Below are 26,853 nucleotides of genomic sequence, written 5' to 3'. Positions count from 1 at the left end.
ATAAAGCGATTGGCATTTACCGCAAATTCAACATGTCCTGATATTGATCATGTCATATCCAGCGACTAAACACCGCCTCGCGCCCCGATCGCAAGGCACGGCGGGCGGCAGCAGCAATCTCGAAAGGCATAGCGTCCATGGGCAAGTCGATCGCAATCTTTTTTGCGTCTGCGGCACTGATCATTCTGGCTGGCTCATTCATCGCGCCGAACACGGTCGCGAGCAGCGGCAAGGATTGCGCGCCGGCCTATGGCGTCGATCCGTGCACAACGGCATCGATCGATCTTTCCGGCCACTAAGGCCGGCGCCCTTCAGATCAACCCAATTCCGGACGGAAGGCCGCTTCGCGCTTTTTCCCGGAATTGCTGCGAGGGGCATATTTAGAGTTATTGGCGGGGGCCAGCAGCCGCGTGCGTTTCACCTTGAGACGCACGCGGCTTTGTTTTTGAGGCCCGGTCAGAGATCAAGGAAAACTGAGCCAAAGAAAAAGGCGCGTCCGAGAACGCGCCTTCGTTTGGGAACAGCGATCCCGGTTCAGCCGAGCAGCCAGAGGCCGATCAGGCCGGCCGTGCCGACGAGGATGCGCCAGATGGCGAACGGTGTGAAGCCGCGCCGCGAGACGAAGTCCAAGAGCGAACGCACGACGAAGATACCGGCAACGAAAGCCGCGATGAAGCCGACGGCGATCAGCGTGAAATCATCGAAGGAAAGCGCGTCGCGGTTCTTGTAAAGATCCAGCGTGAAAGCGCCGACCATGGTCGGCATCGCCAGGAAGAACGAGAACTCCGCGGCCGAGCGCTTGTCCGTCCCCATCAGCAGGGCGCCGGCGATCGTGGCACCGGAGCGCGAAGTACCGGGGATCATCGCCAGGCACTGAAACAGGCCGATCTTCAGCGCCAGCGACGGCGGATAGTCCATCACGTCGGTATAGCGCGGCTTCAGCGGCAGATGGTCGATCGCATAGAGGATGACACCGCCGACGATCAGCACGACGCAGATCAGGGCAGGTGTCTCGAACAGCACCGCCTTGATGAAATCATGGGCGATTGCACCGATGACGGCCGCCGGCAGGAAGGCGATCAGAACCGACAGGACGAAGCGGCGCGCCTTGATGCTCGTCGGCAGCGCCAGCGCGATCGACAGAAGCTTCTGGAAATAGACGAGCAGGATCGCCAGAATGGCGCCGAGCTGGATGAGGACGGCGAAGGTGTTGCCCGGCGACTTGAAGCCGAGAAAGTGGCCGGCGAGAAGGACGTGCGCCGTCGACGAGACAGGGATGAACTCCGTCAAGCCCTCGATGAGCCCGAGGACGAGCGCGCTGATGATCGATTGATCCGCCATATATGAGATTTTCCTGACAAGTTTTGGAGTGGGAGGAAAAGGCTGATTCGCTTGTGTTTACCACCACAAATTTCTATAGCTCTATCACAGGAGCCGTGGCCAGACGCTTGCGCCGCCACGCTGACGCCCCCTGCAAAAAGCCGACGCCCCCTGCAAAAAGACTCTGAGAAGCAAGATCATCGATGCCGACACTGTATCATCACCCCATGTCCGCCGCTTCACGGTTCGTACGCCTTATCCTCTCGGAATATGGCTATCAGACGGAATTGTCCGAGGAGCAGCCCTGGGAGAACAGGCGCGACTTCCTGGCCTTGAATCCGGCCGGGACGTTACCGGTGTATGTTGACGACAGTATGAGAGCACTTTGTGGCGCCACGATCATCTCGGAATATCTCGACGAGACGAACGGCATCATGAAGCGGGATCGTCGGCTTCTCGCGGAAGACCCGTTCCAGCGCGCGGAAATCCGCCGGCTGGTCGAGTGGTTCCTGCAGAAGATGGAAGCGGACGTCACCCGGCCGCTGGTGCGCGAGCGGATCTTCAAGCTGCAGATGACGCCGGACCAGGGTGGCGGTGCGCCCGACAGCAAGATCCTGCGCACCTCGCGCGCGAATATCCGCCAGCATATGAAGTATCTCTCCTGGCTCGCGGGTTCGCGCACCTGGCTTGCCGGCGACCGCATCTCCTATGCAGACCTCGCGGCGGCTGCGACGGTGTCCGTGCTCGACTATCTCGGCGAGATCGACTGGTCGGATGCCCCGACCGCCAAGGAGTGGTACCAGCGGCTGAAGTCCCGCCCCTCCTTCCGCCCGCTGCTTTCCGAGCGCGTGCGCGGCGTAACCCCGGTTCCGCATTATGCGGACCTCGACTTCTGAGGCTGAAACCGTGCCCGGCATCGCTGCCAAGGCTGACAGTGGGGATAGACGGCGGCTGAAGCTGACCGAATTCCTGAAGGCCGAGGCGGCAGACAAGGGCTTCGATCTCTGTCGCATCACCCGGCCGGACGCCATTCCCGAGGCGCCGGCACGGCTGCAGGACTTCCTCGACGACGGCTTCCACGGAACGATGGACTGGCTCGCCGAAACTGCCGCGCGACGCTCCGACCCGCGAACGCTCTGGAGCGACGTGCGCTCGGTCGTGATGTTCGCGATGAATTACGGGCCGGAAGAGGATCCGCGCGGAATTCTCGAAAAGACCGATCGCGGCGCGATCTCGGTCTACGCCCAGAATCGCGACTATCACGACATCATCAAGGGCAAGCTCAAGGAAGTCGCGGCGCGGTTTGCCGCGCGCGCCGGCGAGGACGTCAAGGTCTTTGTCGACACCGCCCCGGTGATGGAGAAACCACTCTCGGAAAAGGCCGGCCTCGGCTGGCAGGGCAAGCACACCAATCTCGTCAGTCGCGAATTCGGCTCCTGGCTGTTTCTCGGCAGCCTGTTCACCACGGCGGAACTCATCATCGACGAGCCGGAGCGCGACCATTGCGGCTCCTGCCGCGCCTGCCTCGATGCCTGCCCGACCGGCGCTTTCCCCGCACCCTATCAGATCGACGCGCGGCGCTGCATTTCCTACCTGACGATCGAGCACAAGGGGCCGATCGACCCGGAACTGCGGCCGCTGATGGGCAACCGTATCTATGGCTGCGACGACTGTCTCGCCGTCTGTCCCTGGAACAAGTTCGCCCAGGCGGCTTCCGAAATGAAGCTGAAGGCGCGCGAGGATCTGAAGGCCCCGTCGCTGGAAACCTTGCTCGACCTCGACGACCCGACCTTCCGCAGCCTGTTCTCGGGCTCGCCGGTCAAGCGCATCGGCCGCGATCGTTTCGTGCGCAACGTGCTGATCGCGGCCGGCAACTCCGGCGATCCGGCGCTTGCCCTCGCGGTCAAGGCACGCATCGATGATCCCTCGCCTGTGGTACGGGCGATGGCGGTCTGGGCCCTGTCACGATTGGTCGCGCCGGCAGCGCTTGCAGAATTTGCCGAACAATGCGAGCCAGAGACGGACGAAGACGTCCTCAACGAATGGCAGATGGCGGGAGTGAGCCGATGCATGTCCTGATCCTTGGCGCCGGCTACTCCGGTACGGCAATCGCGCGGGCCATGGCTCCGACGGCGGCAAGCGTTGTCGGCACCACCCGCACCGGGGAGAAGGCGGCGAAGCTTGAAAGGGCCGGCATCCATCCGATCCTGTTCGACGGAGAAACGATCTCCGACGAACTCGCAGCCGCGCTTGGCCAGGCGACGCACCTGATCCAGTCGATCGCGCCCGGCCGCGACGGCGATCCGATGTTCCGCGCTTCCAGCCCGGATCTCGCGCAACTGGCTCCGAACCTCGCGTGGATCGGCTATCTGTCGACGGTCGGCGTCTATGGCGACCATGGCGGAGCATGGGTCACCGAGGACATGCTGCGCAAACCGGTTTCGGCGCGCTCGGTCGAGCGGGTGGAAGCGGAGGACCGCTGGATCGCCTTCGGCGCCAGGCAGAGCATCCCGGTCGCGGTGCTCAGACTTGCGGGCATATACGGCCCGGGACGCAATGCCTTCTGCAATCTCGCAAACGGCACGGCCCGACGCCTGATCAAGCCGGGGCAGGTGTTCAACCGCATCCGCGTCGAGGACATCGGCGCGGCTACCCTGTTCCTTGCCAGAAACGGTACGAGCGGCGTCTTCAACATTACCGACAACGAGCCGGCGCCGCCGCAGGACGTTGTGGCCGAGGCCGCGCGGCTGATGGGTGTGGAGCCGCCACCGGAGATCCCGTTTGAACAGGCGGAACTCTCGCCAATGGCCCGCTCCTTCTATGGCGAGAACAAGCGCGTTTCGAACGCCCGCATGCGCGCCACCGGCTTCGAGTTCGCGTATCCCGATTATCGCGTTTCGCTTGCGCAGCTTTGGCAATCCGGCGCGTGGCGCAACGCCTGAAACGCAACGCGGCGTTCAATCAACAACATAATCCCAAATGCTTATAGAAAGCCGATAGTCTGTTCATCAGTAATGGCGATGGAAACGCCGCCCGAATTGTGACATTCTCTGGATATTCCTTCGATACTTGATGAATTAAATACAACCTAGGCGCTAGTGTAGAATTTTCGACCATCCGGATTCCGGAATTTTCGTCCAATTCGAAATTTTTAATGAATTTTTTCGTTTACCACCGAGTTGCGCCTGCGTGCGGAAGGCCGACAGCGTTCAACCGCTGATTCCAAAGAACTTCCCGACTTCATTTAAACTATTTCAAACGATCTTCGTTTTTGAATTTTCGTCCTTTTTTAATAATTCCTGATAGAACGTAAATGGTTGAAGCACGGTTTTGCCATTTTTCGCCCCAATTAGCGTTTCTCAGAAGATTTTTACCAATCGTTTGACCAGGGGGATCGCCAGTTTGACGCCAGCGAAGATCAAGGCGGCTGCCGCTGCAGCGCTGTTCACGACCGCTATCGGTCTCGTTTCCGTTTCCGATAGCCATGCAGCCGGCGCCGGCTGCGGCGGCGCATCCTGGTATGCGCTGAGTTCCAGGACCGCCTCCGGCGAGCGCATGAATGCGGCACACCTGACCGCCGCCCACCGCAGCCTGAAATTCGGAACCAAGGTTCAGGTCACCAACAAACGCAACGGCAAGAGCGTGATCGTTCGCATCAACGATCGTGGGCCGTTCATTCGCGGACGCGTCATGGATCTTTCCAAGGCCGCGGCCTCGCAGATCGGCATGGTACGCTCCGGCACCGCCAGCGTCTGTTATCGCGTCGTCAATTCCTGATCTTGAAATACTGCCGTCCGACCAATCGTCGGGTGGGTTTACTTGAGAAAGACCGTTCTTAAGCGGTTAATCTTCTCCGCCGTCTTGCTCTTCGATGCCATCGCCGCTACCACGGCGAAAAAGGAGTTGATCGAAGATGCGTTTGGGCGGCAGGCTCGCTGGAGCCATTGAGGTTCTTGAGGATATCGAAAAGCGGAAGCGCCCGGTCGCCGACGCGCTCAAGGATTGGGGCCTTTCCCATCGCTTCGCCGGATCCGGCGATCGCTCCGCGATCGGCAACATCGTCTACGACGCCCTTCGCATGAAACTCTCGCACGCCTACCTGATGGACAGCGACAGCGCCGCAGCACTCGGTCATGCCGTCATGTACCGCCAATGGGGCTTCACCCCGGAAGCGCTCGCCGCCGAACTCGACGGCGACAGGTTCGCACCGGAAGCCCCTTCCGCCGAGCGCATGCAGGCCTTCACGACGCGACGTCTCGAAGACGCGCCGGCCTATGTCCAGGGCGATATCCCCGAGTGGGTTCAGGCCTCCTTCGAGGAAAACTTCTCCGACGACTGGCTCGCGGAAGCCAAGGCGCTCGCCGGCCGACCGACGCTCGACCTGCGCGCCAATACGCTGAAAGCCTCGCGCGCCAAGGTGCTGAAAGCGCTGGAGCGCAGCGGTGCGGAACCGGCGACGATCGCCCGCAACGGCATTCGCATTCCCGCCGGAGAAGGCGCCTCGCGCCTGCCGAACGTGACGGCGGAACTTTCCTTTCAGAAGGGTTGGTTCGAAGTCCAGGACGAGGGCTCGCAGATCGTTGCCGATCTCGCCTTTCCCCAGGAAGGCGAACAGGTGCTCGACTATTGCGCCGGCGGCGGCGGCAAGACGCTCGCCATGTCGGCGGCGATGAACAACAAGGGCCAGGTGCACGCCTACGACACCGACCGCAAGCGCCTCGCCCCGATCATCGAGCGGCTGAAGCGCGCTGGCACCCGCAATGTCCAGGTGCATGAATCGACCGAAAGCCTGGCGCCGCTCGCCGGCCGCTTCGACCGCGTGCTGGTCGATGCGCCCTGCACCGGCACCGGCACCTGGCGCCGGCGGCCGGACACCAAGTGGCGGCTCAACCAGAAGAACCTCGAAGAGCGCATCTCCCAGCAGGAGGAAGCGCTGGCAAGTGCTGCCCAGTTCGTCCGGCCGGGCGGCCACCTCATTTATGTCACCTGCTCGGTACTGCCTGAGGAAAACGAAGCCCAGGTCTACGGCTTCTGCGAAGACAATCCGGAATTCGAGATCCTCTCGGCCGCCGACATCTGGGCGACGCTCTTCGGGACCGACAAGCCGCAGCCCTGGTCGGCCGACATGAAGACGGTGACGCTGACGCCCGCTTCCACCGGCACGGACGGCTTCTTCTTCTGCCTGATGCAACGCAAGGGCTGAGCCCTTCGCCGGTCGCCGAACGCCCGGCATCAGATTGAAAAGTTCTAAACTATACACTTTGACACAAGTTTGCTTTTGGTTCATGAGAGGCGGGCCCGGCCGGGGCCCTTTCTCATGGCCCGACGCCTGAACGACACCCGCGTCTGCGGGCTCGCTCGGCTGCGCCGAAGGAAGCAACAGGAGAGGGTCATGACCAAGAAATTCATCCGTGGCGCCGCGCTGGCGTTGATGACGGCAACGTCGGCGCTGGCCCTGCAGCCGGCCCGCGCCGCCACCGATGCCGCCGCCGTGGTGAAGCATTACACCACTGTCGCCCATGCCAAGTTCGAAGATGCGCTGACGACGGCCGAGGCACTCGACAAGGCAGTCGACGCGCTGATCGCGACGCCGAGCGAAGAAACGCTGAAGGCAGCGCGCAACGCCTGGCTCAAGGCCCGCAATCCCTATCAGGAAACCGAAGTCTACCGTTTCGGCAACGCGATCGTCGACGAGTGGGAAGGCAAGATCAACGCCTGGCCGCTCGACGAGGGCCTGATCGACTATGTCGATCCGAGCTACGGCAGCGAGAGCGACGAGAACGCTCTCTTCACCGCCAACGTCATCGCCAACAAGACGATCAAGATCGACGGCAAGGACGTCGATGCCAGCAACATCACGCCGGAATTCCTGGCGGGCACGCTGCAGGAAGCCGGCGGCATCGAGGCTAACGTCGCGACCGGCTACCATGCGATCGAGTTCCTGCTGTGGGGCCAGGACCTGAACGGCACCAAGGCCGGCGCCGGAAACCGCCCCTATACGGACTACGACCCCAAGGCCTGCACCGGCGGCAATTGCGACCGCCGCGCCGCCTATCTGAAGGCCGCGACCGAGCTGCTCGTTTCCGACCTCAAGGAAATGGTCGCCAACTGGACACCGGACGGTGCTGCGACCAAGGCCGTCGAGGCCGATCCGAAGGCCGGCCTCGTCGCCATCCTCACCGGCATGGGCTCGCTCTCCTATGGCGAGCTTGCCGGCGAGCGCATGAAGCTCGGCCTGCTCTTGCATGATCCGGAAGAAGAGCACGACTGCTTCTCCGACAACACGCACAACTCCCACCTTCACGACGCGATCGGCATCCAGTCGGCCTATACGGGCGAATACACCCGCGTCGACGGTACGAAGATGACGGGCGCCTCGCTCTCCGAACTCGTCGCCGCCAAGGATGCGGCTCTCGACAAGGAAATGACGGCCAATCTCGCCACCACGGTCGAGAAGATGCAGGCGATGGCGAAGCGGGCGGAAACGACCGAGGCCTACGACCAGATGATCGGCGAAGGCAATGCCGAGGGCAACGCCACGGTTCAGGCGGCGATCGACGGTCTGATCGCCCAGGCGAAGACCGTGCAGCGCGTCATTGCGTCGCTGGATCTCGGCACGATCGAGCTTGAAGGTTCGGACAGCCTGGACAATCCTAACGCCGTCTTCCAATAAGCTGAAAAGGCGGGCCGCCCGGCATAGGTGCGGCCCGATCCTCCGTAGATGAAACCTGGCGTCCCCGGCCTCTTCGCGCTTCTTCTCGTTCAAGCGCTTTCTACGGCCCTGCCCGCTCTTGGCGGCGACGGTCTTCCGACCGAACGCACCGATCTCGACAGCAAGGACCGCGCCCGCGTCGAAGCGGTGACGCGGCCGACGACGGATTTCTCCAAGGCTGAGACCTTCGAGGCGATGTCCGGGGGTGCAGCGACCTCGCTCGCGCCCGTCAACGCCGACAGTTTCTCGCAGTTTTCGGCCAATCTTACCTTCCAGGAGGAAGAAGGCTTCAAGGTCGGCAATGCGCTCTTCCGCAAGCTCTGGGTTTCCTCACCCTCCTCGACCCAAGCATCCGACGGGCTCGGTCCGCTCTACAACGCCCGCGCCTGCCAGAGCTGTCACCTGAAGGATGGACGCGGACGCCCACCCGAAGGCTCCACCGATACGACTTCGATGTTCTTCCGCCTGGCGCGCCCGCCGCGCGACGACGAGGAACGTCGGCTGCTCGAAGCCCTTAAGGTCGTCAATTTTCCGGATCCGGCCTATGGCGCCCAGCTTCAGGATAGCGCCGTGCCCGGCCTTGCGGCCGAGGGCCGCCTGAAGGTCAGCTACACCGAGGAGCGCTTCACCTTTGCCGACGGCGAGACCGTGTCGCTACGCAAGCCGAGCTATTCCATTGCCGACCTCGCCTACGGGCCACTCGATCCGGCGACGACGCTTTCGCCACGCGTGGCCCAGCCGATGATCGGGCTCGGCCTGATCGAGGCGATCCACGAGGCCGATATCCTGGCGCTGGCCGATCCCGACGACGCCGATGACGACGGGATCAGCGGCCGCCCGGCGCTGACGCGCGATGCCAGGACCGGCAAGCCTATGCTCGGACGTTTCGGCTGGAAGGCGCAGAACACGACCGTGCGGCAACAGAGCGCCGACGCTTTCGCCACCGATATCGGCATCTCCTCCCCCGACGCCGACCGGCCGCATGGCGACTGCACCGCGGCGCAGGCAAAATGCCTTACCATGCCGACCGGCGAGCAGGCGCGTCTCGGACCAACAGAAGCGCCGGACCCGGTGCTCGATCTCGTTTCCTTCTACTCCAAGAACCTCGCCGTGCCGGCGCGACGCAAGGCGAGCTTCGCCGAGACGCTCCGCGGCAAGAAGGTCTTCTACGATCTCGGCTGCACGCGCTGCCACACGCCGAAATTCGTCACCCGCCGCGATGCGGACAACAAGGCGCAATCGTTCCAGCTCATCTGGCCCTATTCCGATTTCCTGCTGCACGACATGGGCGAGGAGCTTGCGGATGGTCAGCAGGTCGGTATCGCCAGCGGCCGCGAATGGCGCACGCCACCGCTTTGGGGCATCGGCTTGACGAAGACCGTCAGCGGGCACACCTTCCTGCTGCACGACGGACGCGCCCGCAATTTCACCGAAGCGATCCTCTGGCACGGCGGCGAAGGGCGAAAGGCCCGCGACGCTTTCGCCGCCCTTGCCGCGAGCGATCGCCGCGATCTCCTTGCCTTCCTGGAGTCACTCTGATGTCCCCTACGCATATGCTCACCCTCGCATTCTCCCTGGCGCTGACGACCGCATTGCCGGCAATGGCCCAGGAAGGGAGCGCGCTCTCGCCGCGCGTCGTCAACGAGGCCGCCATCCCGACCGTCATGGCCAAGGCCGTCGACGCGTTCATCGTTCCCGGCTATCGCAACCTCACGGAAAAGACCGCCGCCGCAAGGCAAGCGACAGCCAAGCTCTGCGCGGCGCCGTCGCAACCGGCACTCAAGAGCGCACAGAGTGCGTTCTCCGATCTGGTTGGCGCCTGGTCGGCGATCGAGGTCGTGAGGCTTGGCCCGGCTCTCGAACAAAACCGGTTCGAACGCTTCCTGTTCTACCCCGATCGCAAGAGCACCGGGCTGAAGCAAGTGCAGGCGATCCTTGCGAAAGAGGATGAAAGCGCAACGGACGAAGCCAAGCTCAAGGGCAAGAGCGTCGCAGCCCAGGGATTGGGCGCGCTCGAATACGTGCTCTATGGCACCGGCGCCGAGGCGCTTTCGAGCAAGGCGGGGAACTTCCGCTGCCGCTACGGCCTGGCGATCACCGCGAATCTCGACACGATCGCCGGCGAGTTCCTGGCGGCGTGGCAGAAGCCGGACGGCATCCAGGCGGCCTGGAAACATCCGGGCCCGGACAATCCCGAGTTCCGCGACAGCCGCGAGGCGGCCACCGAGCTGCTCGGCATTCTCGTCCACGGAGTCGAGACGGTGAAGGACCAGCGGCTGAAACCGTTCTACGAAGGCAAGGACGACAAGGGCCACCCGAAGCTTGCGATCTACTGGCGCTCCGGCAACACCATGGCCTCGATCGCCGGGAATGTCCGTGGCCTCAAGACACTGTTCGACGTTGCCGACATGCAAAGTCTGCTGCCGGAAGACAGCCGCTCCGTCGCAGGCTCGGCCGACTTCGTGTTCAAGTCGGTGATCGGCGCGGCCGGGAACATCGATGGACCGATCGACGCGGCCCTTGCCGATGACGACAAGCGCGCCAAGCTCGCCTTCCTGTCGCTCAACACCAACGACCTTCTCGACCGTCTGAACAAGGATTTCGGCGGCGCGATCGGGCTTGGCGCCGGCTTCTCCTTTGCCGACGGCGACTGACCAAAACCCCGCTCGGACAGGGTGTTGACAATTCCGGCTTTTAGGCGCAAAGCGCTTTTCGTGTCCGCTTTCGCGGGCACGTTTCACCACAAGGACCAACTCACAATGAACCCCGACAGTCGAAGTCGAGCCTTCACGCTCACGACCGTCCGGTCCTGATTGATCAGGGCTTCATGGCGGTCGGATGACTCGCCCTATGGAGCCCAAAATGCTGCGCATCTACAAAAGCCAGAACAGCCACCTCGTGCTCGTCGACATGCTCGACGGCATCGCCTCCCAGACGCCGGCGATCTGGTTCGATCTCTTCAATCCGTCCGTCGAGGAAACGCGCCTTGTCGAGGGTCAACTCGGCATCGCGATCCCGACCCGCGACGAGATGCAGGAGATCGAGCTTTCCGACCGGCTCTACCAGGAGGATGGCGCCGAATTCATGACGATGACGGCAACCGCGAAGCTCGACAGCGACTACCCGGTCAAGGTGCCGGTGACCTTCATTCTCAAGGGCACGACGCTGGTCACGGTCCGCCATGCCGACCCGAAGCCGTTTCAGACCTTTTCCAATCGCATCCAGAAGGCGAATGGCCAGATCTGTGAGAGCGGCGAACTGGTGATGCTCGGCCTTCTCGAAGCGATCATCGACCGCACGGCGGACGCGCTCGAGCGCGCTGGCAGCGAGGTCGACGCGATTTCACGGGAAGTGTTCCGCAAGACCAATGCCAGCGCCACCAAGAAGACGCGCGACCTGCAGTCGCTGATCGAGCAAATCGGCCAGAAGGGCGATCTCTTGACGGTGATCCGGGAAAGCCTCGTCAGCATCGGCCGGCTTGTCGCCTATCATGTGGCGCTCGAAGGCATGGGACCGCGCAAGGCTGGAAAGGAAAGCCGGCAGCGGATCAAGCTGATCCAGCGCGACGCGACCTCGCTTGGCGATCACGCGCTGTTCCTGTCGAACAAGATCAACTTCCTGCTCGACGCGACACTCGGTCTCATCAATCTCGAGCAGAACCAGATCATCAAGATCTTCTCGGTTGCCGCAGTCGTCTTCCTGCCGCCGACGCTGGTCGCCTCGATCTATGGCATGAACTTCGGCGTGATGCCGGAGTTGCAATGGGAGTTCGGCTATCCTGCGGCACTTATGCTGATGGTGATCTCGGCAATCGTGCCGTATTTCTACTTCAAGCGCCGGGGCTGGCTCTGAGCGCGCAACCCGCTATATCGCAGCCCTGAACGGCGCCTCCGTTCAGGGCTGCGGATTTCCACGACGAGCGAGGATGGCATGAGAGCCGCCACGGGCCTGATCGACCGGCGCAGTTTCATGAAAATGGCGGGTGCGGCCTGGGTAGCAAGCCTTGCGCCCGAGCGGGCGTTCGCCCTGAGACGAGCGGATGCCGTCTTCGCGTCCGCCTTCATGGCGCCCGATGGAAGCTACGGCGTCGCGACGCTGACGGAAACGGGCGAGATCATCGAGCGCACGGCGCTGCCGGCCCGCGCCCATGGCATGGCCTATTCGCCGGTCAGCCGCCGGGCAGTCGCCTTTGCCCGCCGACCGGGCACCTATGCGATGATCCTTGCGACGGATGGCACGGCGGAACCGGTGGTCATCGCCGCGGCGGAGGGCCGGCATTTCTACGGCCACGGCTGCTTCTCCGCAGATGGCAGGCTGCTCTATGCCACCGAGAACGACTTTGCCGCCAACCGCGGCATGGTCGGCATCTATGACGGCACCGACAACTTCGCCCGTATCGGCGAAGTCCCGACCTATGGTATCGGCCCGCACGACATGACGCTTGCCGCTGATGGACGCCTGCTGGCGATTGCCAATGGCGGCATCGAGACGCACCCGGATTTCGGCCGCACCAAGCTCAATCTCGATCATATGGAGCCGAGCCTGACGCTGGTCGACACGCAGAGCGGTGCGCTCGTGCAGAAACACGGACTACCTGATGACCTCAGCCGGCTATCGACCCGCCATGTCGATATCGGCCCGAAAGGCGAGATCTGGTTTGCCTGCCAGTACGAAGGCGCGCGCAACGACCTGCCGCCGCTCGTCGGGCATTTTTCCAGGGGGGAGGACCTCCAGTTCCTGTCATTACCCGAGCGCACGACGGAAGCGCTGGCAAATTATGTCGGCGCGATCGCGGTCAACCGGCACGAGGGGTTGATCGGCCTGACCTCGCCCAAGGGCAACGTGGCCGTAACACTCGATGCCCGGACCGGAGCGGTGCTGAAGGAGGAGCGCGTTGTTGATGCAGCAGGGGTTGCCGCTGCCGATCACGGCTTTGCCGTCTCCTCCTATGATGGCCACTTCAAGCGGCAGCAAAGCCGCGTCGCCTGGGACCAACACATCGTGCGATTGAAGTAGTCCGAAAGAGACGAGACGCCGCGCGTCTAGACGCGCAAAGGTCGCTCTGACACCTGTTTCCAGGCCATCTTTCCGATTCCAGCGATTCCACCTGAAAGCGGGATCTCTAGGCGGCGAGATCCGCGGCACCAGAGAGCCGCGCCAGGTCATTCCAGCGATAGGCGACCTGCTCATGCGTCTCGTCGCCGAGCGCGACCTGTCCCTGGGCGACCGGCACTGCGCCCAGGCGCTCGTAGAAGGATCGGTTCGGATTGGTCGACAGAACCCAGGCGAACAGCGAAGAGCCCCCCATCTCGCGGCTGTGCGCCGCGACGCTTCGCACCAGCGCCGAACCGATGCCGGCACGCTGGAACTCTTCGAGAATGTAGAGCGCGTAGAGCTCCCGGTCGAAGCGCGGCGGCATGGAGCGCGCCTTGCCATAGTTCGCAAAGCCGATCACCTTGTTCGCGTTCATATCGACCGCCACCAGATGAAAGACCCCGGCAACGCGCATTCGCCTGGCGTGGCGCAGCGCCTGCTGCTCGATCGTCATGGCGTCGAGAAACTGATCGGCGATCAGGCCGCGAAACGTAGTTCGCCAGGTTTCGACGATGACAGAAGCGATCATCATGATGTCATCCGGAACGGCCGGGCGAATTTCGATGCGGCGGAAGCTGTTCATGAAGGAGATATAGGTGGGACAAGCGGGCTTAAAAACGGCACGAACGGGAGTGGCGAGGATTTTTCACGAGCGGGCGCAAACACCGTCCAGGGCCGGGCTCTTCCGTCTTTCCGTCTTGTCGTCCTCGGAAGGCCGTGCGACTGTCCGCCGACCGGGGCCGGTAGGCCCGTAGACATTATGCAGGGCCTTTCTCATTGATAGACGACCGTGATCCCCCCGATTTCCGAAAGCGCATCCGCGAGAGTTTCGCACGGCAGGCGGCGATGCGCACGATCGGCGCAGAACTGACCCTCGTGGAACAGGGCACCGTCGAGATCGAGCTACCATTTGACGAGAAGCTGACACAGCAGCATGGCTTCCTGCATGCGGGCGTGATCTCGGCGGCGCTGGATTCGGCCGGCACCTATGCGGCCTATTCGGTGATCGACCCCGATGCCTCGATCCTGACGATCGAGTTCAAGGTCAACCTGCTTTCACCGGGGCGCGGCGAGCGCTTTCTGTTCCGCGGCGAAGTGACCAAGCCCGGATCGACGATCATCGTTTCCGACGGGCGCGGCTATGCGATCCGCGCGGACGGGCCGGCAAAGCTGATCGCGTCGATGACGGGAACGATGATGGTGGTGCGGGGACGCGAGGGGATCGAAGGATGAGTTTTGCCGTAAAGGACGTCGCCGGGCGCAGGATCCTCTACGTCATGGCCGTGGATGCCGAATACGGGCCACACCTCAAGGAGCGGATCAAGCCGCTGATGACCGGCGTCGGCCCGGTCGAAGCGGCCGTCGTGCTGACGCGGACGCTTGCCGAACTCGCCGCGGAGCGTGCGCTGCCCGATCTCGTCGTTTCGCTCGGCTCGGCCGGCGCCCCCAAGCTCGAACAGACCGAAGTCTACCAGGCGGTCTCGGTCGGCTACCGCGACATGGATGCCTCGCCGCTCGGTTTCGAGAAGGGCAGGACGCCGTTTCTCGACCTGCCGGCGATAGTGCCACTACCGCTCAGGATTCCCGGCGTGCCGGAAGCCCGGCTTTCGACCGGCGCCAACATCGTCTCGGGTGCTGCCTATGAGGCTGTTGACGCCGACATGGTCGAGATGGAGACCTTTGCGGTCCTGCGCGCCTGTCAGTCCTTCGGGATTCCGCTGATTGCGCTTCGCGGTATTTCCGACGGCAAGGCCGAGCTCAAGCACGTCAGCGACTGGACGGAATATCTTCACATCATCGACGAGAAGCTTGCTGATGCGATCGACCGGCTGGAGAATGGGGTTTCGACCGGCGAGATCCGGCTCTAGACGCTCATCCCGCCCTGAAACCCAGGAATTGTCGGGGTGCAATTGAATCGTTGCGCTGATGGCGGGCTTTCATTAAAGGCTCGCCATGATCAAGCTTGTTTGAAGGCCCCAAATGACCCAGACAGCCCATCCCGACACCGTCCTCATCGTCGACTTCGGCAGCCAGGTGACGCAGCTCATCGCCCGGCGCGTGCGTGAATCCGGTGTCTATTGCGAAATCGTGCCGTTCCAGTCGGCGGAAGAAGGCTTCCGCCAGCTTAAGCCGAAGGCCGTCATCCTCTCCGGCAGCCCGGCCTCGACGCTCGAGATCGGCTCCCCGCGCGCGCCCCAGGTGATCTTCGATTCCGGCCTGCCGGTCTTCGGCATCTGCTATGGCCAGCAGACCATGTGCGCCCAACTCGGCGGCAAGGTCGAGAGCGGCCATCACCGCGAATTCGGCCGCGCCTTCCTGGAAGTCGAAAAGGACTGCCCGCTGTTCGAAGGCCTCTGGTCGGTCGGCTCACGCCACCAGGTCTGGATGTCGCATGGCGACCGCGTCACCGCGATTCCCGAAGGCTTCGAGGTCGTGGCAACCTCGGCCAACGCGCCCTTCGCCTTCATCGCCGACGAAAAGCGCAAGTATTACGCCGTGCAGTTCCACCCGGAAGTGGTGCACACCCCCGATGGCGCCAAGCTGATTTCCAACTTCGTGCACAAGATTGCCGGCATCAAGGGCGACTGGTCGATGTCGGCCTACCGCGCCAAGGCGGTCGAGGCGATCCGCAAGCAGGTCGGTGACAAGAAGGTCATCTGTGCGCTCTCGGGCGGCGTCGACAGCTCGGTCGCGGCCCTGCTCATCCACGAGGCCGTCGGCGACCAGCTCACCTGCATCCTCGTCGACCACGGCCTGATGCGCAAGGACGAGGCGAAGAACGTCGTTGCGATGTTCCAGGAGCACTACAACCTCCACCTCCTGCACATCGACGCGTCCGACCGCTTCATCGGCGAGCTCGAAGGCGTCAGCGACCCCGAAACCAAGCGCAAGATCATCGGCCGCCTGTTCATCGAAGTGTTCGAGGAAGAGGCGAAGAAGCTCGGCGGCGCCGACTTCCTCGCCCAGGGCACGCTCTACCCCGATGTGATCGAAAGCGTCTCCTTCACCGGCGGCCCGTCGGTGACGATCAAGTCGCACCATAATGTCGGCGGCCTGCCGGAGCGCATGAACATGCAGCTCGTTGAGCCACTGCGCGAACTGTTCAAGGACGAAGTGCGCGTGCTCGGCCGCGAACTCGGCCTGCCCGACAGCTTCATCGGCCGCCACCCCTTCCCGGGGCCGGGCCTTGCCATCCGCTGCCCGGGCGGCATCAGCCGCGAGAAGCTCGAGATTCTGCGCGAAGCGGACGCGATCTATCTCGATGAGATCCGCAAGGCCGGCCTCTACGACGCCATCTGGCAGGCCTTCGCCGTGCTGCTGCCGGTGCAGACCGTCGGCGTCATGGGCGACGGACGCACCTACGAGTTCGTCTGTGCGCTGCGCGCCGTCACCTCGGTCGACGGCATGACGGCGGACTTCTACCACTACGACATGGAATTCCTCGGCCGCGCGGCAACGCGCATCATCAACGAGGTCCGCGGCATCAACCGCGTCGTCTACGACGTGACCTCGAAGCCGCCGGGCACGATCGAGTGGGAGTGAGAGGGACCGTCGGCGCAGGGCATCCGCGCAGTTTTCGAGATTTGCGGAGTCCCTGGCGCGTAGGGGAGCACTCCCTTGCGCTGTCGATCACGTCAGTCCCTGGGCAGCGGCGCGCAGGATGATCGCGCGCGCCTGCCGGCCTTCCGGCGTCGGCAGTCCCGGATAATTGTGCGGCTGACCCCGTCGCAGATGAAGCTCGACCGGCACACCCGCCGCCCGCGCCTTTGCCGCCAGATCGACGCTGTCGGGATAGAGGAGGTCGTGCGTACCGGAAAAGACGAGCATTGGCGCCAGCCCGCGCATATCGCCATTGAGCGGGCTGACATAGGGATGGGAGACGTCGAGGTCGCCGGCATAGAGATGCATGGCTTCGACGGTCCCCGGAATATCCTGCAGCGGGTCGCGCGCGGCGATCTCCACCTGCCCCGGGCGGCTCACCGAGCCGTCCAGCCCAGGCGAAATCAGCACCAGCCCGTCCGGTTGCCGATGTCCGTGGCTTCGCAGCCATTGGGCAGCCGCCAGCCCAAGTCCGGCGCCGGCCGAATTTCCGATCACGGTGACCCTCGCAGGTCCGGCTTCCTCCAGAAGCTTCCGCAACAACTCGCCCGTGCCCGGCACGACCTCCTTCGCGCAGGCACGGGGCGCCAGTGGATAGATCGGTACGACGCAGCGGACGCCGGCATGGCGAGTGAGGTAAGCCACGAAGCGCCAATGGGCGCGGACGATCTCGTTGAAATATCCGCCGCCGTGCAGGAACATCACGTAGTTGCCGGTGTCGGGACTGGCTGACGGCGCCAGGTGATAGACGGGCCAACCCGCCACATTCTCCAAAGTCACCTCGATCCCACGGCCCACCCCCATTGGTTCATAAGACGCGGGCCGTAGGGTCCGCTCGCGCACATGCTCCCGCACGGCAGCGGCAGAGGCCAGCAGCTTCTTGGCGGGGAGAAGGCGCAGCAGCGCGTTGACGCAGCGGCTCTGCCAACTCGGCGGCCTATCGTCCGGCAGAAGCGCCTGCCAGCAATTGCCGCCGTCTTGAAGTTGCGGTTCCGCTGGTGCCCTTAGAACGTTCATGGTTCGCCATGCCCTGTGTGTGAATTCGCGACTTGAGCAGAGCAACGATGCCTGTTCATCCGTCGCCGCCCGAACGTATAATGCGAGTGATAGCTCGTATTTTCTACTCGCATTCGGAACGAGGGACAGGATGGCGCGAAAGCCGTTGACAAAACCCAGGAAGCAGGCCTCCCAGGAGAGATCGCGCGCAACGGTCGACGCGCTTGTCGAAGCGACCGCTCGCATTCTGGTGAGGGACGGCTTCGACAAAGCCAGCACCAACCGAATCGCCGAGGAGGCGGGTGTGAGCGTCGGCTCGCTTTACCAGTATTATCCAGGCAAAGAGGCGCTCGTTCTCGCCGTTATCGACCGGCACAATCACGAAATCATGAAGGTCGTCCGTGCCGCGCTGGCAGAGATCGCGTCGCAGCCGGTCGAGAAAGCGGTGCGAAGGCTTGTTGTCGCGGCGATTGACGCGCATCGCATCAATCCCAAACTGCATCGCGTGCTCGCGGAACAGATTCCGCGCACGGGTCGCCTTGAGAATGTGGAAGCCTTCAACCGCGAAGCCTATGACCTGTTCAAGGCCTATCTCGAGGATCACCGCGACGAACTTCGCCCGGTCGACCTGGGGCTTGCGGCCTTCGTGTGCGCGACGTCGATAGAGGCGCTGGCCCATACGGCAGTTCTGCACCGCTCCGAAGTGCTCACGGATCAGGCGTTTGCGGCGCTCGTCGACGAGAGCACACATCTGGTGGTCGGATACTTGCGGTAGTTTTTGGATGGCTATCGTGAGCGAAATCTCGACCGGTGCGACGGTACTTTTTGCTGCTTCAAGCGCATTCGAGGGATTGCTGAGCGAACCTCGTTCGGTCACTCCCGATAGCCCTGAAGCCCAATTCTCCGCCGCCAACACGATAGCGGTCGCTTGCAAAACACGGGGCGGATCAGACGATCCGCCTTTTTCGCACGCGAATTAAATAGCATTGACTAATCAATCAGCATACACTAATGATTTTTGCATGATGATCGAAACCGCTCCCATCACCGCCGTCATGCGCGCCCTTGCCGACCCCACCCGGCGGGCCGTCTTCGAGCGCATCGCCAATGCCGACGAGATCACCGTGGTGGAACTGACGCGCGGCAGCGGGGTGACGCAGGGCGCAATCTCGCAGCACCTCAAGTCGCTGAAACAGGCGGGTCTGGTCGTCGAGCGACCCGAAGGCCGTAACGTCTACTACCGCGCCGAGCCCGAGGGGCTGGCGCCGCTCGTCGACTGGATGAGCCACTACGGCGCCTTCTGGCGCGACCGCTTTGCCAACCTGCGCAATCTTCTCAAGGAGATCGACCCATGAACGATGCAGCAGCCCTGAAATTCGAGACGCAAGACATCGTCGTCGACGAGATCTTTCCCCATGCACCGGAGACGATCTGGAAAACGCTCACGAACGGCGAATTGATGGGCCGCTGGATCATGCCGCCTTCAGGTTTTGAAGCCGTGGAGGGCACCCGCTTCACCTTCCAGACGACGCCGGCCGGCGCCTGGGACGGAACGATCCATTGCCAGGTGCTGGAGGTGCGCCCGCATGAGCGCTTCGTCTACTCGTGGCAGGGCGGAGACGAAGGCAATGTCGGCTACGGCTCCCGCCTCGATACGATCGTCACCTGGACACTGACGAAGGTCGACAACGGTACGCGCCTTCGCCTCGTTCATTCCGGCTTCGTCACCCCCAAGAACGACACGGCGTTCAGCAACATGAGCAACGGCTGGCCGAAGGTCCTGTCGCGCCTCGGCTCCGTCACCGACGAGCAGAACTAGCATCGACGCCGGATCGATCGTCGCGATGATCCGGCACCTCACAAACCCGAAACGAGCAAGGAGAAGGGTCGGCGCCACGCTTGTGGTCGCACACCAGGCTTTGCCGTGCCCTTAACAGGAGAAATCTATGAGCAAGTCCTATATCGGCGGATGCGCCTGCGGTGCGCTTCGCTATCAGATTTCCGGAGAACCGGTTTTTTCGAACGACTGCCAGTGCCGCGACTGCCAACACGAGAGCGGGACCGGGCATGGATCGCATATGACGTTCCGGCGCGACGGGGTGAAGCTCGAAGGCGAAGCCAAGCACTGGGACATGGTCGCCGACAGCGGCAACGTGAAGACGCGCGGCTTCTGCCCCACCTGCGGCTCGCCCGTCTACATGACCTTTGCCGCCATGCCGGAGTTCTTTACCATTCGCGCCGCAAGCCTCGATGATCCAGGCCGCTACAAGCCCCAGGTCGTGACCTACACTGTTCGCGGGTACGACTGGGACCAACTCGATCCGGCTCTGCCGAAATTCGAGAAAATGCCGATCTAGGACGGCTATGAAGGTTGCGCAGGACTTGCCTTGGCATGCCCTGCACGCGCCCACCTTTTCCCAGACGCCCCACAATCCGCCGTGTCGCGATCATCGACTTGGAGTTGGTCAAGATGCTTGCCAGCTCGCGCGTTTTGCCCGAACGTGGTGCCACCGCCGGGCCGCATCTGCCGCCATCCCGGCGACGATGAACACGGCTGCAGCGTTCGACAACGGCGAACAATAGCTTCGCTTTTCGACCACTAGTTCGAACACCGACCCAATGTCATCTTCTGCCCATCGAAACGCCTTTCGGCACGCCCGACAAACAGGAGAGACAGATGCTTCGTTCCCTCATGACCAGCGCAGCCATTGCTTTTGTCGCCCCGGCGCTCGCCGATGTTCAACCCTATCCGTCGTCCTTCACGACGCAGGAGATCGCCACCAACGGCACGACCCTTCACGTCCGCATCGGCGGATCCGGACCGACCGTCGTGCTGCTGCACGGCTATGGAGAGACGGGCGACATGTGGGCGCCGCTTGCCGCCGAACTGGCGCGCGACCATCGCGTCATCGTGCCCGATCTCAGGGGCATGGGGCTCTCGGCAAAGCCTGAAGCCGGCTACGGCAAGAAGAATGAAGCCAGGGATATCGCCGGCGTGCTGGACGCCCTGCAGGCGGACAAGGTCGACGTCGTCGCGCATGACATCGGCAACATGGTCGGCTATTCGTTCGCCGCGCAGTATCCGTCGAGGACGACAAAGCTCGTGCTGATGGACGCACCTTTGCCCGGCATCGGCCCGTGGGACGAAATCCTCAAGAATCCGCTGCTCTGGCACTTCCGTTTCGGCGGACCCGACATGGAGCGGCTGGTCGCGGGCCGCGAACGCATCTACCTCGACCGCTTCTGGAACGAATTCTCCGCCGACCCGAAGAAATGGGATGAAGCATCGCGCGAGCACTACGCGAAGCTCTATGCCCAGCCCGGGGCGATGCGCGCCGGTTTCGCGCAATTCGCAGCCTTCGACCAGGATGCGATCGATGACCAGGCGCTTCTGAAGAAGGGAAAGCTCACCATGCCGGTTCTGGCTGTTGGCGGCGAAAAATCCTTCGGGCCGACAATGGCCGTCGTTGCCCGCGCCGCCGCCGACAACGTCACGGAGGTGGTCATTCCTGCCTCAGGCCACTGGCTGATGGAAGAACAACCTGAAGCCACGGTGAATGCGATCCGCAGCTTTCTCGATGCGGAGTAGTCAAAGCACCTGACGCCCAAGTCGGGCTCAGCGCCTCGTTGCCGTTCGCAATCGCCGCGCGTCCTGTCGGACGCGCGGCGGGGCCACGCGCCGATGCCGGCCACGCGAGCTCAGGAATGTTTCAACTGCGTGTTGCAGATGCTGTAGTAACCGCCACCCTTCTTGATCCAAGTAAGGTCACCCAAGGTGTTGTTCGCCTTGTCGGCCTTGTACTGGTCGAGGCAGGTATGCATGCGTGCTTTTCCTGCGGTTTCATTTGAATATTTCGGGTCGACCTTCTTCGGGAAAACCACGCCTTTCGGCGCATTTGCAGTCGTCGCCGCCGGCTCTGGCGCATTGTCGGTGTTGGCGGCCGTCGGTTCTTCATTTGTCATGGTCGCCGGTTTGGCAGCAGTGCTGGTTCCGCATTGCGATTTGCGGAAGTCGTTCCATTTCATGCCATTGAGCGAGCCGGCAGCTTGCGCGGCCTTATATTTCGCACTGCATTCCGTCATGCTTAAAGCGTGTGCGGGAGATATGAAAATGAAGGGGGAAAATGCGAGGGCAGCAATGGCTGCAATTCGGGTGATCTTCATGGGGATTCCCCTTATTCAAGAGGCATCAAACGCCCAAGAGGCTCTTGAACGCCAGCCTCGCCCCAAGAATCCGCCGCGTTTGTGACCCGATGATGGAGTTGCGCGCAGCCGGCGCCGCGAAGCCATCACGCCTCGGTGAAGTGTCGGCCTCGCTCACGCAAATCGGCAAAAGTCTCTGGCCGGCGCAACGAAGGGCTGGCTGATTGCCTGGAGCGCGGGGCGCTTCCAGCTTCTCCGCTTGGGCCTGCTGCGGCGCAATCCGTGCCGCCCCCCAGTTCTTAGCGACTTGCGGAGCGCCGTCGGAATGCCGATAAGCGCCACCAGCATAGCGATACGGGAGGAGCCCATGGACATTTCCGAAATCATCATCGCCGGCGATACGCCCGGCATCGAATGGCGCCTGCCCGTCTTCCGCTTCAAGGGCCGGAGCGCTGCGGCACCCAAGACCTATATCCAGGCGGCATTGCACGCCAACGAGCTGCCGGGCACGGCGCTGGTACATTTCCTTCTGCAAAGGCTGCAGCAGGCGGACAAGGACGGCGCCATCCTCGGCGACATCACCATCGTGCCGCAGGCGAATCCGATCGGCACCGCGCAGTCGCATTTCGGCGAGTTGCAGGGCCGCTTCGATCTGGGATCGCGCACCAATTTCAACCGCGATTTTCCGCTGATCTCGCTTACCGACCGCGACACCCTCATCGATGATCTCGACCGCCATTCGGCCACCGATCGGCTGAAGCGCCAGTTGCTGCACATGGCGCTTGGCGCCGACTTGATGCTCGACCTTCACTGCGACGACGAGGCGCTGCAATACGCCTATATTGACGACGCCTTCTGGCCGGAGGCGGGAGACCTCGCCTCCGCGCTCGACATGGAGGCAGTCTTCCTCTCGGATGGCGAAAGCTCCGCCTTCGAGGAGGCTGTCGCCTACGCCTGGAAATATGAGACCGGGCAGAAGAAGGCGCGCCTCCCCGGACGCCTCTCGGTCACCGTCGAGCTTCGCGGCACGCGCGACGTCTATCCGGAGCTTGCCCGCAAGGATGCTGAGGGCGTCTTCCGCTTCCTCGTCGCCCGTGGCGTCGTGACCGGTGACGAAGAGGCGATCGCACCCTTCGCCGGCATCGTCGCGCCGCTCGACAATATCGAGATGATCCGCGCACCGGAGGCAGGCGCCATCCTGTTCCATCGCGACATCGGCGAAACCGTGAAGGCCGGAGACCTGCTCGCGACCATTCTCACCCGCCCGGGCCGAGCCGACGGCGCGCTGGAGGTGCGCGCGCCGCAGGACGGGCTGATCGTCACCCGCGTCTCGACCCGCCTTGCACGCCGACGCTCGGACCTGATGAAGATCGCCTGCGCCGCGCCCTCCGGCGCCGGGCGCAAGCCGGGCCCGCTCGAGGCCTAGCAGACATTCCGGGAAAGCGTAAATCCGTCCCGGCTCACCTGACTCAGCGGCCGTCACCCAAGGTGGCGGCCGTCATCTTCGGGCTGTCGAGAAGTATGGTCGAGCGCAGCGTCTTGATCTCGGCAATCTGCTCGAACTCGCTCCAGAGCAGGCGCTTGTAGTCCGCGACGTCGCGCACGGCGATCTTCAGGAGAAAGTCGAAATCGCCGGCGACGGTGTGGCATTCGACCACCTCCGGCATACGTGAGATCAACTCGATGAAGCGGTGGCCGACCTTGCTGGCGGTGCGCTCCAATGTCACCTCGACAAAGGCCTGGAAGCCGATGCCAGCGGCCTTCGGATCGACCACGACCGTCTGGCGGATGACGCCGGCCGCATAGAGCCTGGTGAGCCGGCGCGACAGCGGCGCCGGCGATAGACCGACGCGGGCTGCGAGCTCGTTGTTGCTCAACGACGCATCCTCGACCAGCAAGCGGATGATCCGCCGGTCGACCTGATCCAGCTCCAGCGATACCTTCTCGACCACGTTTGAACCCCGCATGCGCAAATCAGCAAATGATATGCAGGATTTTGCGCAAATCCTACGACGTCAACATTGTCCCCATGGCAAAAATCGCATCGATTTTGCGCTGATCCTGACCTAAGAAGGAAGCCGCAGGGCAGCCGGAGGAACGGCGGCCGGCTGGCTTTTCGACAGACAAACGCAATCACTGCCACGCCAAGGGGAAATTCCGGCATGTTCGACGCACTGACCCGCCAACCCGACGATCCGCTGCTCGCCCTGATCGGGCTTTATCGCAAGGACGAACGCCCCGGAAAGGTCGATCTCGGCGTCGGCGTCTACCGCGACGAGACCGGTCACACGCCGATCTTCCGCGCCGTCAAGGCAGCGGAAAAGCGGCTGCTCGAAACCCAGGACAGCAAGGCCTATGTCGGCCCCGAGGGCGACCTCGTCTTCATCGATCATCTGTGGACGCTGGTCGGCGGCGACACCATCGATCGCAGCCACATTGCCGGCGTGCAGACGCCGGGCGGTTCCGGGGCGCTGAGACTTGCAGCCGACCTCATCCACCAGATGGGCGGCAGGCGCATCTGGATCGGCCTGCCTAGCTGGCCCAACCATGCGAGCATTTTCAAGACGGCCGGCCTCGAGCCCGCCGGCTACCCATTCTTCGACGTGCCGTCGCAGACGGTGCTCTTCGACAACATGATGACCGCGCTGCAGGGCGCTGCCGCCGGCGATGCCGTTCTCCTGCATGCGAGCTGCCACAACCCGACGGGCGGCGTGATCACCGAAGCGCAGTGGATGGAGCTTGCCGCCATCATCGCCGAGCGCGGGCTGCTGCCGCTCGTCGACCTCGCCTATCAGGGCTTCGGCCGCGGTCTCGACGAGGATGTCGCCGGTCTTCGCCACCTGATCGGCGTCGTGCCCGAAGCGCTGGTCGCCGTTTCCTGCTCCAAGTCCTTCGGCCTTTATCGCGAACGCGCCGGCGCGATCTTCGCGGTGACGACCTCGCCCTCCTCGGCCGATACGGTCCGCTCCAATCTCGCCGGCCTCGCGCGCACCAGCTACTCGATGCCGCCGGATCATGGCGCGGCGATCGTGCGCATGATCCTTTCCGACGCTGATCTCGCACGCGATTGGAAGGAAGAACTCGAAACCATGCGGCTGCGCATCACCAACATCCGCCGGGCGCTTGCCGAAGGCCTGCGCGACCGCTGGCAGGCGCTCGGCGCCGTCGCCAGCCAGGAGGGCATGTTCTCGCTGCTGCCGCTCACCGAGGCCGACGTCATGCGGCTCCGAAACGAGCACGGCATCTACATGCCCGGCTCCGGCCGCATCAACATCGCCGGCCTGAAGACGGCGGAAGTCGAAGGCGTCATCGCCAAGTTCAGGAATCTCTGAGGATCAGATGGCCGAGCGCAGCATCGACGTGTCCGAAGCCCCGGTAGAACGCCACCGCCTCTACGAGGATGCGCTGGCGATCTTGACGGGCACGCTGATCATGTCGCTCGGCGTCATCATCTACAGCAAGGCGATGCTCTTGACGGGCAGCACCTCTGGCCTGGCGCTGCTCTTGCAATATGCGACCGGGGCGGAGTTCTGGCTGGTCTTCTCCCTCGTCAACCTGCCCTTCTACGTCCTGGCGGTCAAACGGCTCGGCTGGATGTTTGCGCTGCGCACCTTCCTCGCCGTCAGCCTGGTGTCGCTGTTTTCGCGGCTGACGGCCGGCTGGGTGGAAATTGGCCGGCTCGACCCCATTTACGCGGCGGTCGTCGGCGGCGGACTGATGGGCACGGGTCTGCTGATCCTCTTCCGCCACCGAACCGGGCTTGGCGGCATCAATATCGTGGCGATCTATCTCCAGGAAAAATTCGGCGTCCGCGCCGGCTACTTTCAGCTCGCGGTCGATCTCGCCATCCTCGCCGCCGCCTACTTCGTGCTGCCGCCGGCAAACCTCGTGCTTTCGGTCGTGGGTGCTGCCGTCGTCAACATGACGCTGGCGATCAACCACAGGCCCGGCCGCTACGCCGGCGTGACCTGAAACAAGGTCAGCGCCTTCCCTCGGGCTCGCCGGGACGCTATCACTGCCGTCACGCTTTGAAGTTGCGCGATTCCGGACGGCCGCCGGAGTTGCTCACGACGATATTGGGGCATGGAATGACGGTTACGATCTACGGCATCAAGAACTGCGACACGATGAAGAAGGCGCGCACCTGGCTCGACGGCCGGGGCATTGCCTACCGCTTCCACGACTACAAGGCCGAGGGCATCGACCGCGCGCACCTCGAACGCTGGTGCAAGGAAGCCGGGTGGGAAACGGTGCTGAACCGTGCCGGCACGACCTTCCGCAAGCTCGACGAGGCTGACAAGCAGGGTCTCGATGAAGAAAAGGCAATCGCGCTGATGCTGGCCCAGCCTTCGATGATCAAGCGCCCGGTGCTCGAAGCCGACAGCAACCTGCTGATCGGGTTCAAGCCCGAGCTCTACGAGGCGACGTTATAACGCTTGATGCGGAGCTAGACGATGTCGAAGACCACGCGTGCCACGCAAACGCTTTCGAAGGCCGGCGTTACCTTCACGGTGCACAGCTATGACTACGATCCCGATGCCGAGCGCGTCGGCCTACAGGCGGCGGAAGCGCTCGGCGAGGATCCGAGCCGGGTGCTGAAGACGCTGATGGCCGAGGTCGACGGCAAGCCGGTCTGCTGCATCGTGCCCTCCGACCGCGAGGTCAGCATGAAGAAGCTCGCCGCCGCTTTCGGCGGCAAGTCGGCGGCCATGATGAAGCCGGCCGACGCCGAGCGGCTGACCGGCTACCACGTCGGCGGCATCAGCCCGTTCGGTCAGAAGAAGCTGGTGCCGACGGCAATCGAGGAAGCGGCGCTTGCCGAAACCGCGGTCTACATCAATGGCGGCCAGCGCGGGCTGCAGGTGCGGCTCGCACCGCGCGACGCCCAGGCCGCACTGAGGGCGATCGCGGCACCGCTGATCGCCTGATCTCTGCCATCAAAATATCATGGATGGCCTATAGGAGCAGCCAGGCGGGAAGGGGAAATC

29 protein-coding genes are annotated in these 26,853 nt (G+C 63.2%); 24 read left to right on the top strand and 5 right to left on the bottom strand.

Annotation, left to right across the window (positions count from 1 at the left end):
* Positions 1 to 137: 137 nt before the first annotated feature.
* A complete protein-coding gene (locus tag AC1Z3V_RS18700; protein WP_173515271.1) occupies positions 138 to 299 on the top strand; it encodes a hypothetical protein in 162 nt (53 codons plus the stop codon).
* 235 nt (positions 300 to 534) lie between these two features.
* Here the strand turns inward: AC1Z3V_RS18700 and AC1Z3V_RS18695 are convergent, their stop codons facing one another.
* Complete coding sequence (locus AC1Z3V_RS18695; RefSeq protein ID WP_429810867.1) at positions 535 to 1,341, bottom strand: undecaprenyl-diphosphate phosphatase; 807 nt, start codon at positions 1,339 to 1,341, stop codon at positions 535 to 537.
* 182 nt (positions 1,342 to 1,523) lie between these two features.
* On the opposite strand from AC1Z3V_RS18695, the gene AC1Z3V_RS18690 reads away from it, so the two are divergent.
* The 10 genes from AC1Z3V_RS18690 (at position 1,524) to AC1Z3V_RS18645 (ending at position 13,048) form a co-directional block, all read left to right on the top strand.
* On the top strand, positions 1,524 to 2,216 hold the full coding sequence (locus AC1Z3V_RS18690) for a glutathione S-transferase family protein (RefSeq protein ID WP_173515269.1): 693 nt from the start codon (positions 1,524 to 1,526) through the stop codon (positions 2,214 to 2,216).
* Positions 2,197 to 3,399 carry a tRNA epoxyqueuosine(34) reductase QueG gene (gene queG, locus AC1Z3V_RS18685; protein ID WP_483500985.1) on the top strand — a complete coding sequence of 401 codons (1,203 nt, stop codon included), beginning with the start codon at positions 2,197 to 2,199 and terminating at the stop codon, positions 3,397 to 3,399. Before AC1Z3V_RS18690 ends, queG begins: the two co-directional genes overlap by 20 nt.
* Positions 3,387 to 4,262: an SDR family oxidoreductase gene (locus AC1Z3V_RS18680; RefSeq protein ID WP_483500983.1), complete on the top strand. Its 876-nt coding sequence runs from the start codon at positions 3,387 to 3,389 to the stop codon at positions 4,260 to 4,262. The genes queG and AC1Z3V_RS18680 overlap by 13 nt, the downstream gene beginning before the upstream one ends.
* 460 nt (positions 4,263 to 4,722) lie before the next feature.
* Positions 4,723 to 5,097, top strand: coding sequence for a septal ring lytic transglycosylase RlpA family protein (locus AC1Z3V_RS18675; RefSeq protein WP_429810861.1), 375 nt, complete (start codon positions 4,723 to 4,725; stop codon positions 5,095 to 5,097).
* A gap of 136 nt (positions 5,098 to 5,233) precedes the next feature.
* The gene (locus tag AC1Z3V_RS18670) at positions 5,234 to 6,523 is read left to right on the top strand and encodes an RsmB/NOP family class I SAM-dependent RNA methyltransferase (RefSeq protein WP_483500982.1); all 1,290 of its coding nucleotides are present in this window, start codon (positions 5,234 to 5,236) and stop codon (positions 6,521 to 6,523) included.
* A 189-nt stretch (positions 6,524 to 6,712) separates the two neighbouring features.
* Positions 6,713 to 7,993 carry an imelysin family protein gene (locus AC1Z3V_RS18665; protein ID WP_483500980.1) on the top strand — a complete coding sequence of 427 codons (1,281 nt, stop codon included), beginning with the start codon at positions 6,713 to 6,715 and terminating at the stop codon, positions 7,991 to 7,993.
* Between the two features lie 48 nt (positions 7,994 to 8,041).
* The gene (locus AC1Z3V_RS18660) at positions 8,042 to 9,571 is read left to right on the top strand and encodes a di-heme oxidoreductase family protein (RefSeq protein WP_483500978.1); all 1,530 of its coding nucleotides are present in this window, start codon (positions 8,042 to 8,044) and stop codon (positions 9,569 to 9,571) included.
* Positions 9,568 to 10,686, top strand: a complete 1,119-nt coding sequence (locus AC1Z3V_RS18655; protein WP_483504111.1) for an imelysin family protein — start codon at positions 9,568 to 9,570, stop codon at positions 10,684 to 10,686. Before AC1Z3V_RS18660 ends, AC1Z3V_RS18655 begins: the two co-directional genes overlap by 4 nt.
* A gap of 208 nt (positions 10,687 to 10,894) precedes the next feature.
* Positions 10,895 to 11,884: a magnesium transporter CorA family protein gene (locus tag AC1Z3V_RS18650; RefSeq protein WP_429810853.1), complete on the top strand. Its 990-nt coding sequence runs from the start codon at positions 10,895 to 10,897 to the stop codon at positions 11,882 to 11,884.
* A gap of 78 nt (positions 11,885 to 11,962) precedes the next feature.
* The gene (locus AC1Z3V_RS18645; RefSeq protein WP_483500976.1) at positions 11,963 to 13,048 is read left to right on the top strand and encodes a DUF1513 domain-containing protein; all 1,086 of its coding nucleotides are present in this window, start codon (positions 11,963 to 11,965) and stop codon (positions 13,046 to 13,048) included.
* Positions 13,049 to 13,154: 106 nt separating this feature from the next.
* On the opposite strand, the gene AC1Z3V_RS18640 is transcribed toward AC1Z3V_RS18645, so the two are convergent.
* Positions 13,155 to 13,709 carry an N-acetyltransferase family protein gene (locus AC1Z3V_RS18640; protein WP_483500974.1) on the bottom strand — a complete coding sequence of 185 codons (555 nt, stop codon included), beginning with the start codon at positions 13,707 to 13,709 and terminating at the stop codon, positions 13,155 to 13,157.
* A 197-nt stretch (positions 13,710 to 13,906) separates the two neighbouring features.
* Here AC1Z3V_RS18640 and AC1Z3V_RS18635 point away from each other — a divergent pair, with 197 nt between their 5' ends.
* The 3 genes from AC1Z3V_RS18635 to guaA all read left to right on the top strand — a co-directional run bounded on the left by AC1Z3V_RS18635 (position 13,907) and on the right by guaA (position 16,669).
* Positions 13,907 to 14,359 carry a PaaI family thioesterase gene (locus AC1Z3V_RS18635; protein ID WP_247960846.1) on the top strand — a complete coding sequence of 151 codons (453 nt, stop codon included), beginning with the start codon at positions 13,907 to 13,909 and terminating at the stop codon, positions 14,357 to 14,359.
* Positions 14,356 to 14,994: a 5'-methylthioadenosine/S-adenosylhomocysteine nucleosidase gene (locus tag AC1Z3V_RS18630; protein ID WP_483500972.1), complete on the top strand. Its 639-nt coding sequence runs from the start codon at positions 14,356 to 14,358 to the stop codon at positions 14,992 to 14,994. Before AC1Z3V_RS18635 ends, AC1Z3V_RS18630 begins: the two co-directional genes overlap by 4 nt.
* A gap of 112 nt (positions 14,995 to 15,106) precedes the next feature.
* Positions 15,107 to 16,669: a glutamine-hydrolyzing GMP synthase gene (gene guaA, locus AC1Z3V_RS18625; RefSeq protein WP_483500971.1), complete on the top strand. Its 1,563-nt coding sequence runs from the start codon at positions 15,107 to 15,109 to the stop codon at positions 16,667 to 16,669.
* An 87-nt stretch (positions 16,670 to 16,756) separates the two neighbouring features.
* Here the strand turns inward: guaA and AC1Z3V_RS18620 are convergent, their stop codons facing one another.
* Positions 16,757 to 17,743, bottom strand: a complete 987-nt coding sequence (locus AC1Z3V_RS18620) for an alpha/beta hydrolase fold domain-containing protein (RefSeq protein WP_483500969.1) — start codon at positions 17,741 to 17,743, stop codon at positions 16,757 to 16,759.
* Here AC1Z3V_RS18620 and AC1Z3V_RS18615 point away from each other — a divergent pair.
* The 5 genes from AC1Z3V_RS18615 to AC1Z3V_RS18595 all read left to right on the top strand — a co-directional run bounded on the left by AC1Z3V_RS18615 (position 17,742) and on the right by AC1Z3V_RS18595 (position 21,311).
* Positions 17,742 to 18,497: a TetR/AcrR family transcriptional regulator gene (locus AC1Z3V_RS18615; protein WP_483500967.1), complete on the top strand. Its 756-nt coding sequence runs from the start codon at positions 17,742 to 17,744 to the stop codon at positions 18,495 to 18,497. The two genes, AC1Z3V_RS18620 and AC1Z3V_RS18615, sit on opposite strands and share 2 nt — an antisense overlap.
* Positions 18,498 to 18,747: 250 nt before the next feature.
* Complete coding sequence (locus AC1Z3V_RS18610; RefSeq protein ID WP_483504110.1) at positions 18,748 to 19,077, top strand: ArsR/SmtB family transcription factor; 330 nt, start codon at positions 18,748 to 18,750, stop codon at positions 19,075 to 19,077.
* Positions 19,074 to 19,541, top strand: a complete 468-nt coding sequence (locus AC1Z3V_RS18605; RefSeq protein WP_483500965.1) for an SRPBCC family protein — start codon at positions 19,074 to 19,076, stop codon at positions 19,539 to 19,541. The genes AC1Z3V_RS18610 and AC1Z3V_RS18605 overlap by 4 nt, the downstream gene beginning before the upstream one ends.
* A gap of 127 nt (positions 19,542 to 19,668) precedes the next feature.
* Positions 19,669 to 20,079, top strand: a complete 411-nt coding sequence (locus AC1Z3V_RS18600; RefSeq protein ID WP_483500963.1) for a GFA family protein — start codon at positions 19,669 to 19,671, stop codon at positions 20,077 to 20,079.
* 320 nt (positions 20,080 to 20,399) lie between these two features.
* Complete coding sequence (locus tag AC1Z3V_RS18595) at positions 20,400 to 21,311, top strand: alpha/beta fold hydrolase (RefSeq protein WP_483500961.1); 912 nt, start codon at positions 20,400 to 20,402, stop codon at positions 21,309 to 21,311.
* Between the two features lie 110 nt (positions 21,312 to 21,421).
* On the opposite strand, the gene AC1Z3V_RS18590 is transcribed toward AC1Z3V_RS18595, so the two are convergent.
* Positions 21,422 to 21,886 (bottom strand): hypothetical protein, encoded by a 465-nt coding sequence (locus AC1Z3V_RS18590; protein ID WP_483500959.1) that lies wholly within the window; start codon positions 21,884 to 21,886, stop codon positions 21,422 to 21,424.
* Positions 21,887 to 22,232: 346 nt separating this feature from the next.
* Between AC1Z3V_RS18590 and AC1Z3V_RS18585 the strand changes: the two genes are divergently transcribed.
* Positions 22,233 to 23,291 carry a succinylglutamate desuccinylase/aspartoacylase family protein gene (locus AC1Z3V_RS18585; RefSeq protein ID WP_483500957.1) on the top strand — a complete coding sequence of 353 codons (1,059 nt, stop codon included), beginning with the start codon at positions 22,233 to 22,235 and terminating at the stop codon, positions 23,289 to 23,291.
* Between the two features lie 43 nt (positions 23,292 to 23,334).
* Here AC1Z3V_RS18585 and AC1Z3V_RS18580 read toward each other — a convergent pair whose 3' ends face one another.
* Positions 23,335 to 23,832 (bottom strand): Lrp/AsnC family transcriptional regulator, encoded by a 498-nt coding sequence (locus AC1Z3V_RS18580; protein WP_429810834.1) that lies wholly within the window; start codon positions 23,830 to 23,832, stop codon positions 23,335 to 23,337.
* 195 nt (positions 23,833 to 24,027) lie between these two features.
* Here AC1Z3V_RS18580 and tatA point away from each other — a divergent pair, with 195 nt between their 5' ends.
* The 4 genes from tatA to ybaK all read left to right on the top strand — a co-directional run bounded on the left by tatA (position 24,028) and on the right by ybaK (position 26,793).
* A complete protein-coding gene (gene tatA / locus AC1Z3V_RS18575; RefSeq protein WP_483500956.1) occupies positions 24,028 to 25,197 on the top strand; it encodes a tyrosine aminotransferase in 1,170 nt (389 codons plus the stop codon).
* Between the two features lie 7 nt (positions 25,198 to 25,204).
* Positions 25,205 to 25,837: a YitT family protein gene (locus AC1Z3V_RS18570; protein ID WP_483500954.1), complete on the top strand. Its 633-nt coding sequence runs from the start codon at positions 25,205 to 25,207 to the stop codon at positions 25,835 to 25,837.
* 116 nt (positions 25,838 to 25,953) lie between these two features.
* Complete coding sequence (locus tag AC1Z3V_RS18565; protein ID WP_483500952.1) at positions 25,954 to 26,298, top strand: ArsC family reductase; 345 nt, start codon at positions 25,954 to 25,956, stop codon at positions 26,296 to 26,298.
* Positions 26,299 to 26,319: 21 nt separating this feature from the next.
* Positions 26,320 to 26,793 (top strand): Cys-tRNA(Pro) deacylase, encoded by a 474-nt coding sequence (gene ybaK / locus AC1Z3V_RS18560; protein ID WP_429810826.1) that lies wholly within the window; start codon positions 26,320 to 26,322, stop codon positions 26,791 to 26,793.
* Positions 26,794 to 26,853 lie beyond the last annotated feature (60 nt).

The organism is Ensifer sp. 38_S197 (genome assembly GCF_056924495.1).
This window is presented reverse-complemented; position numbering and strand designations above follow the sequence as displayed.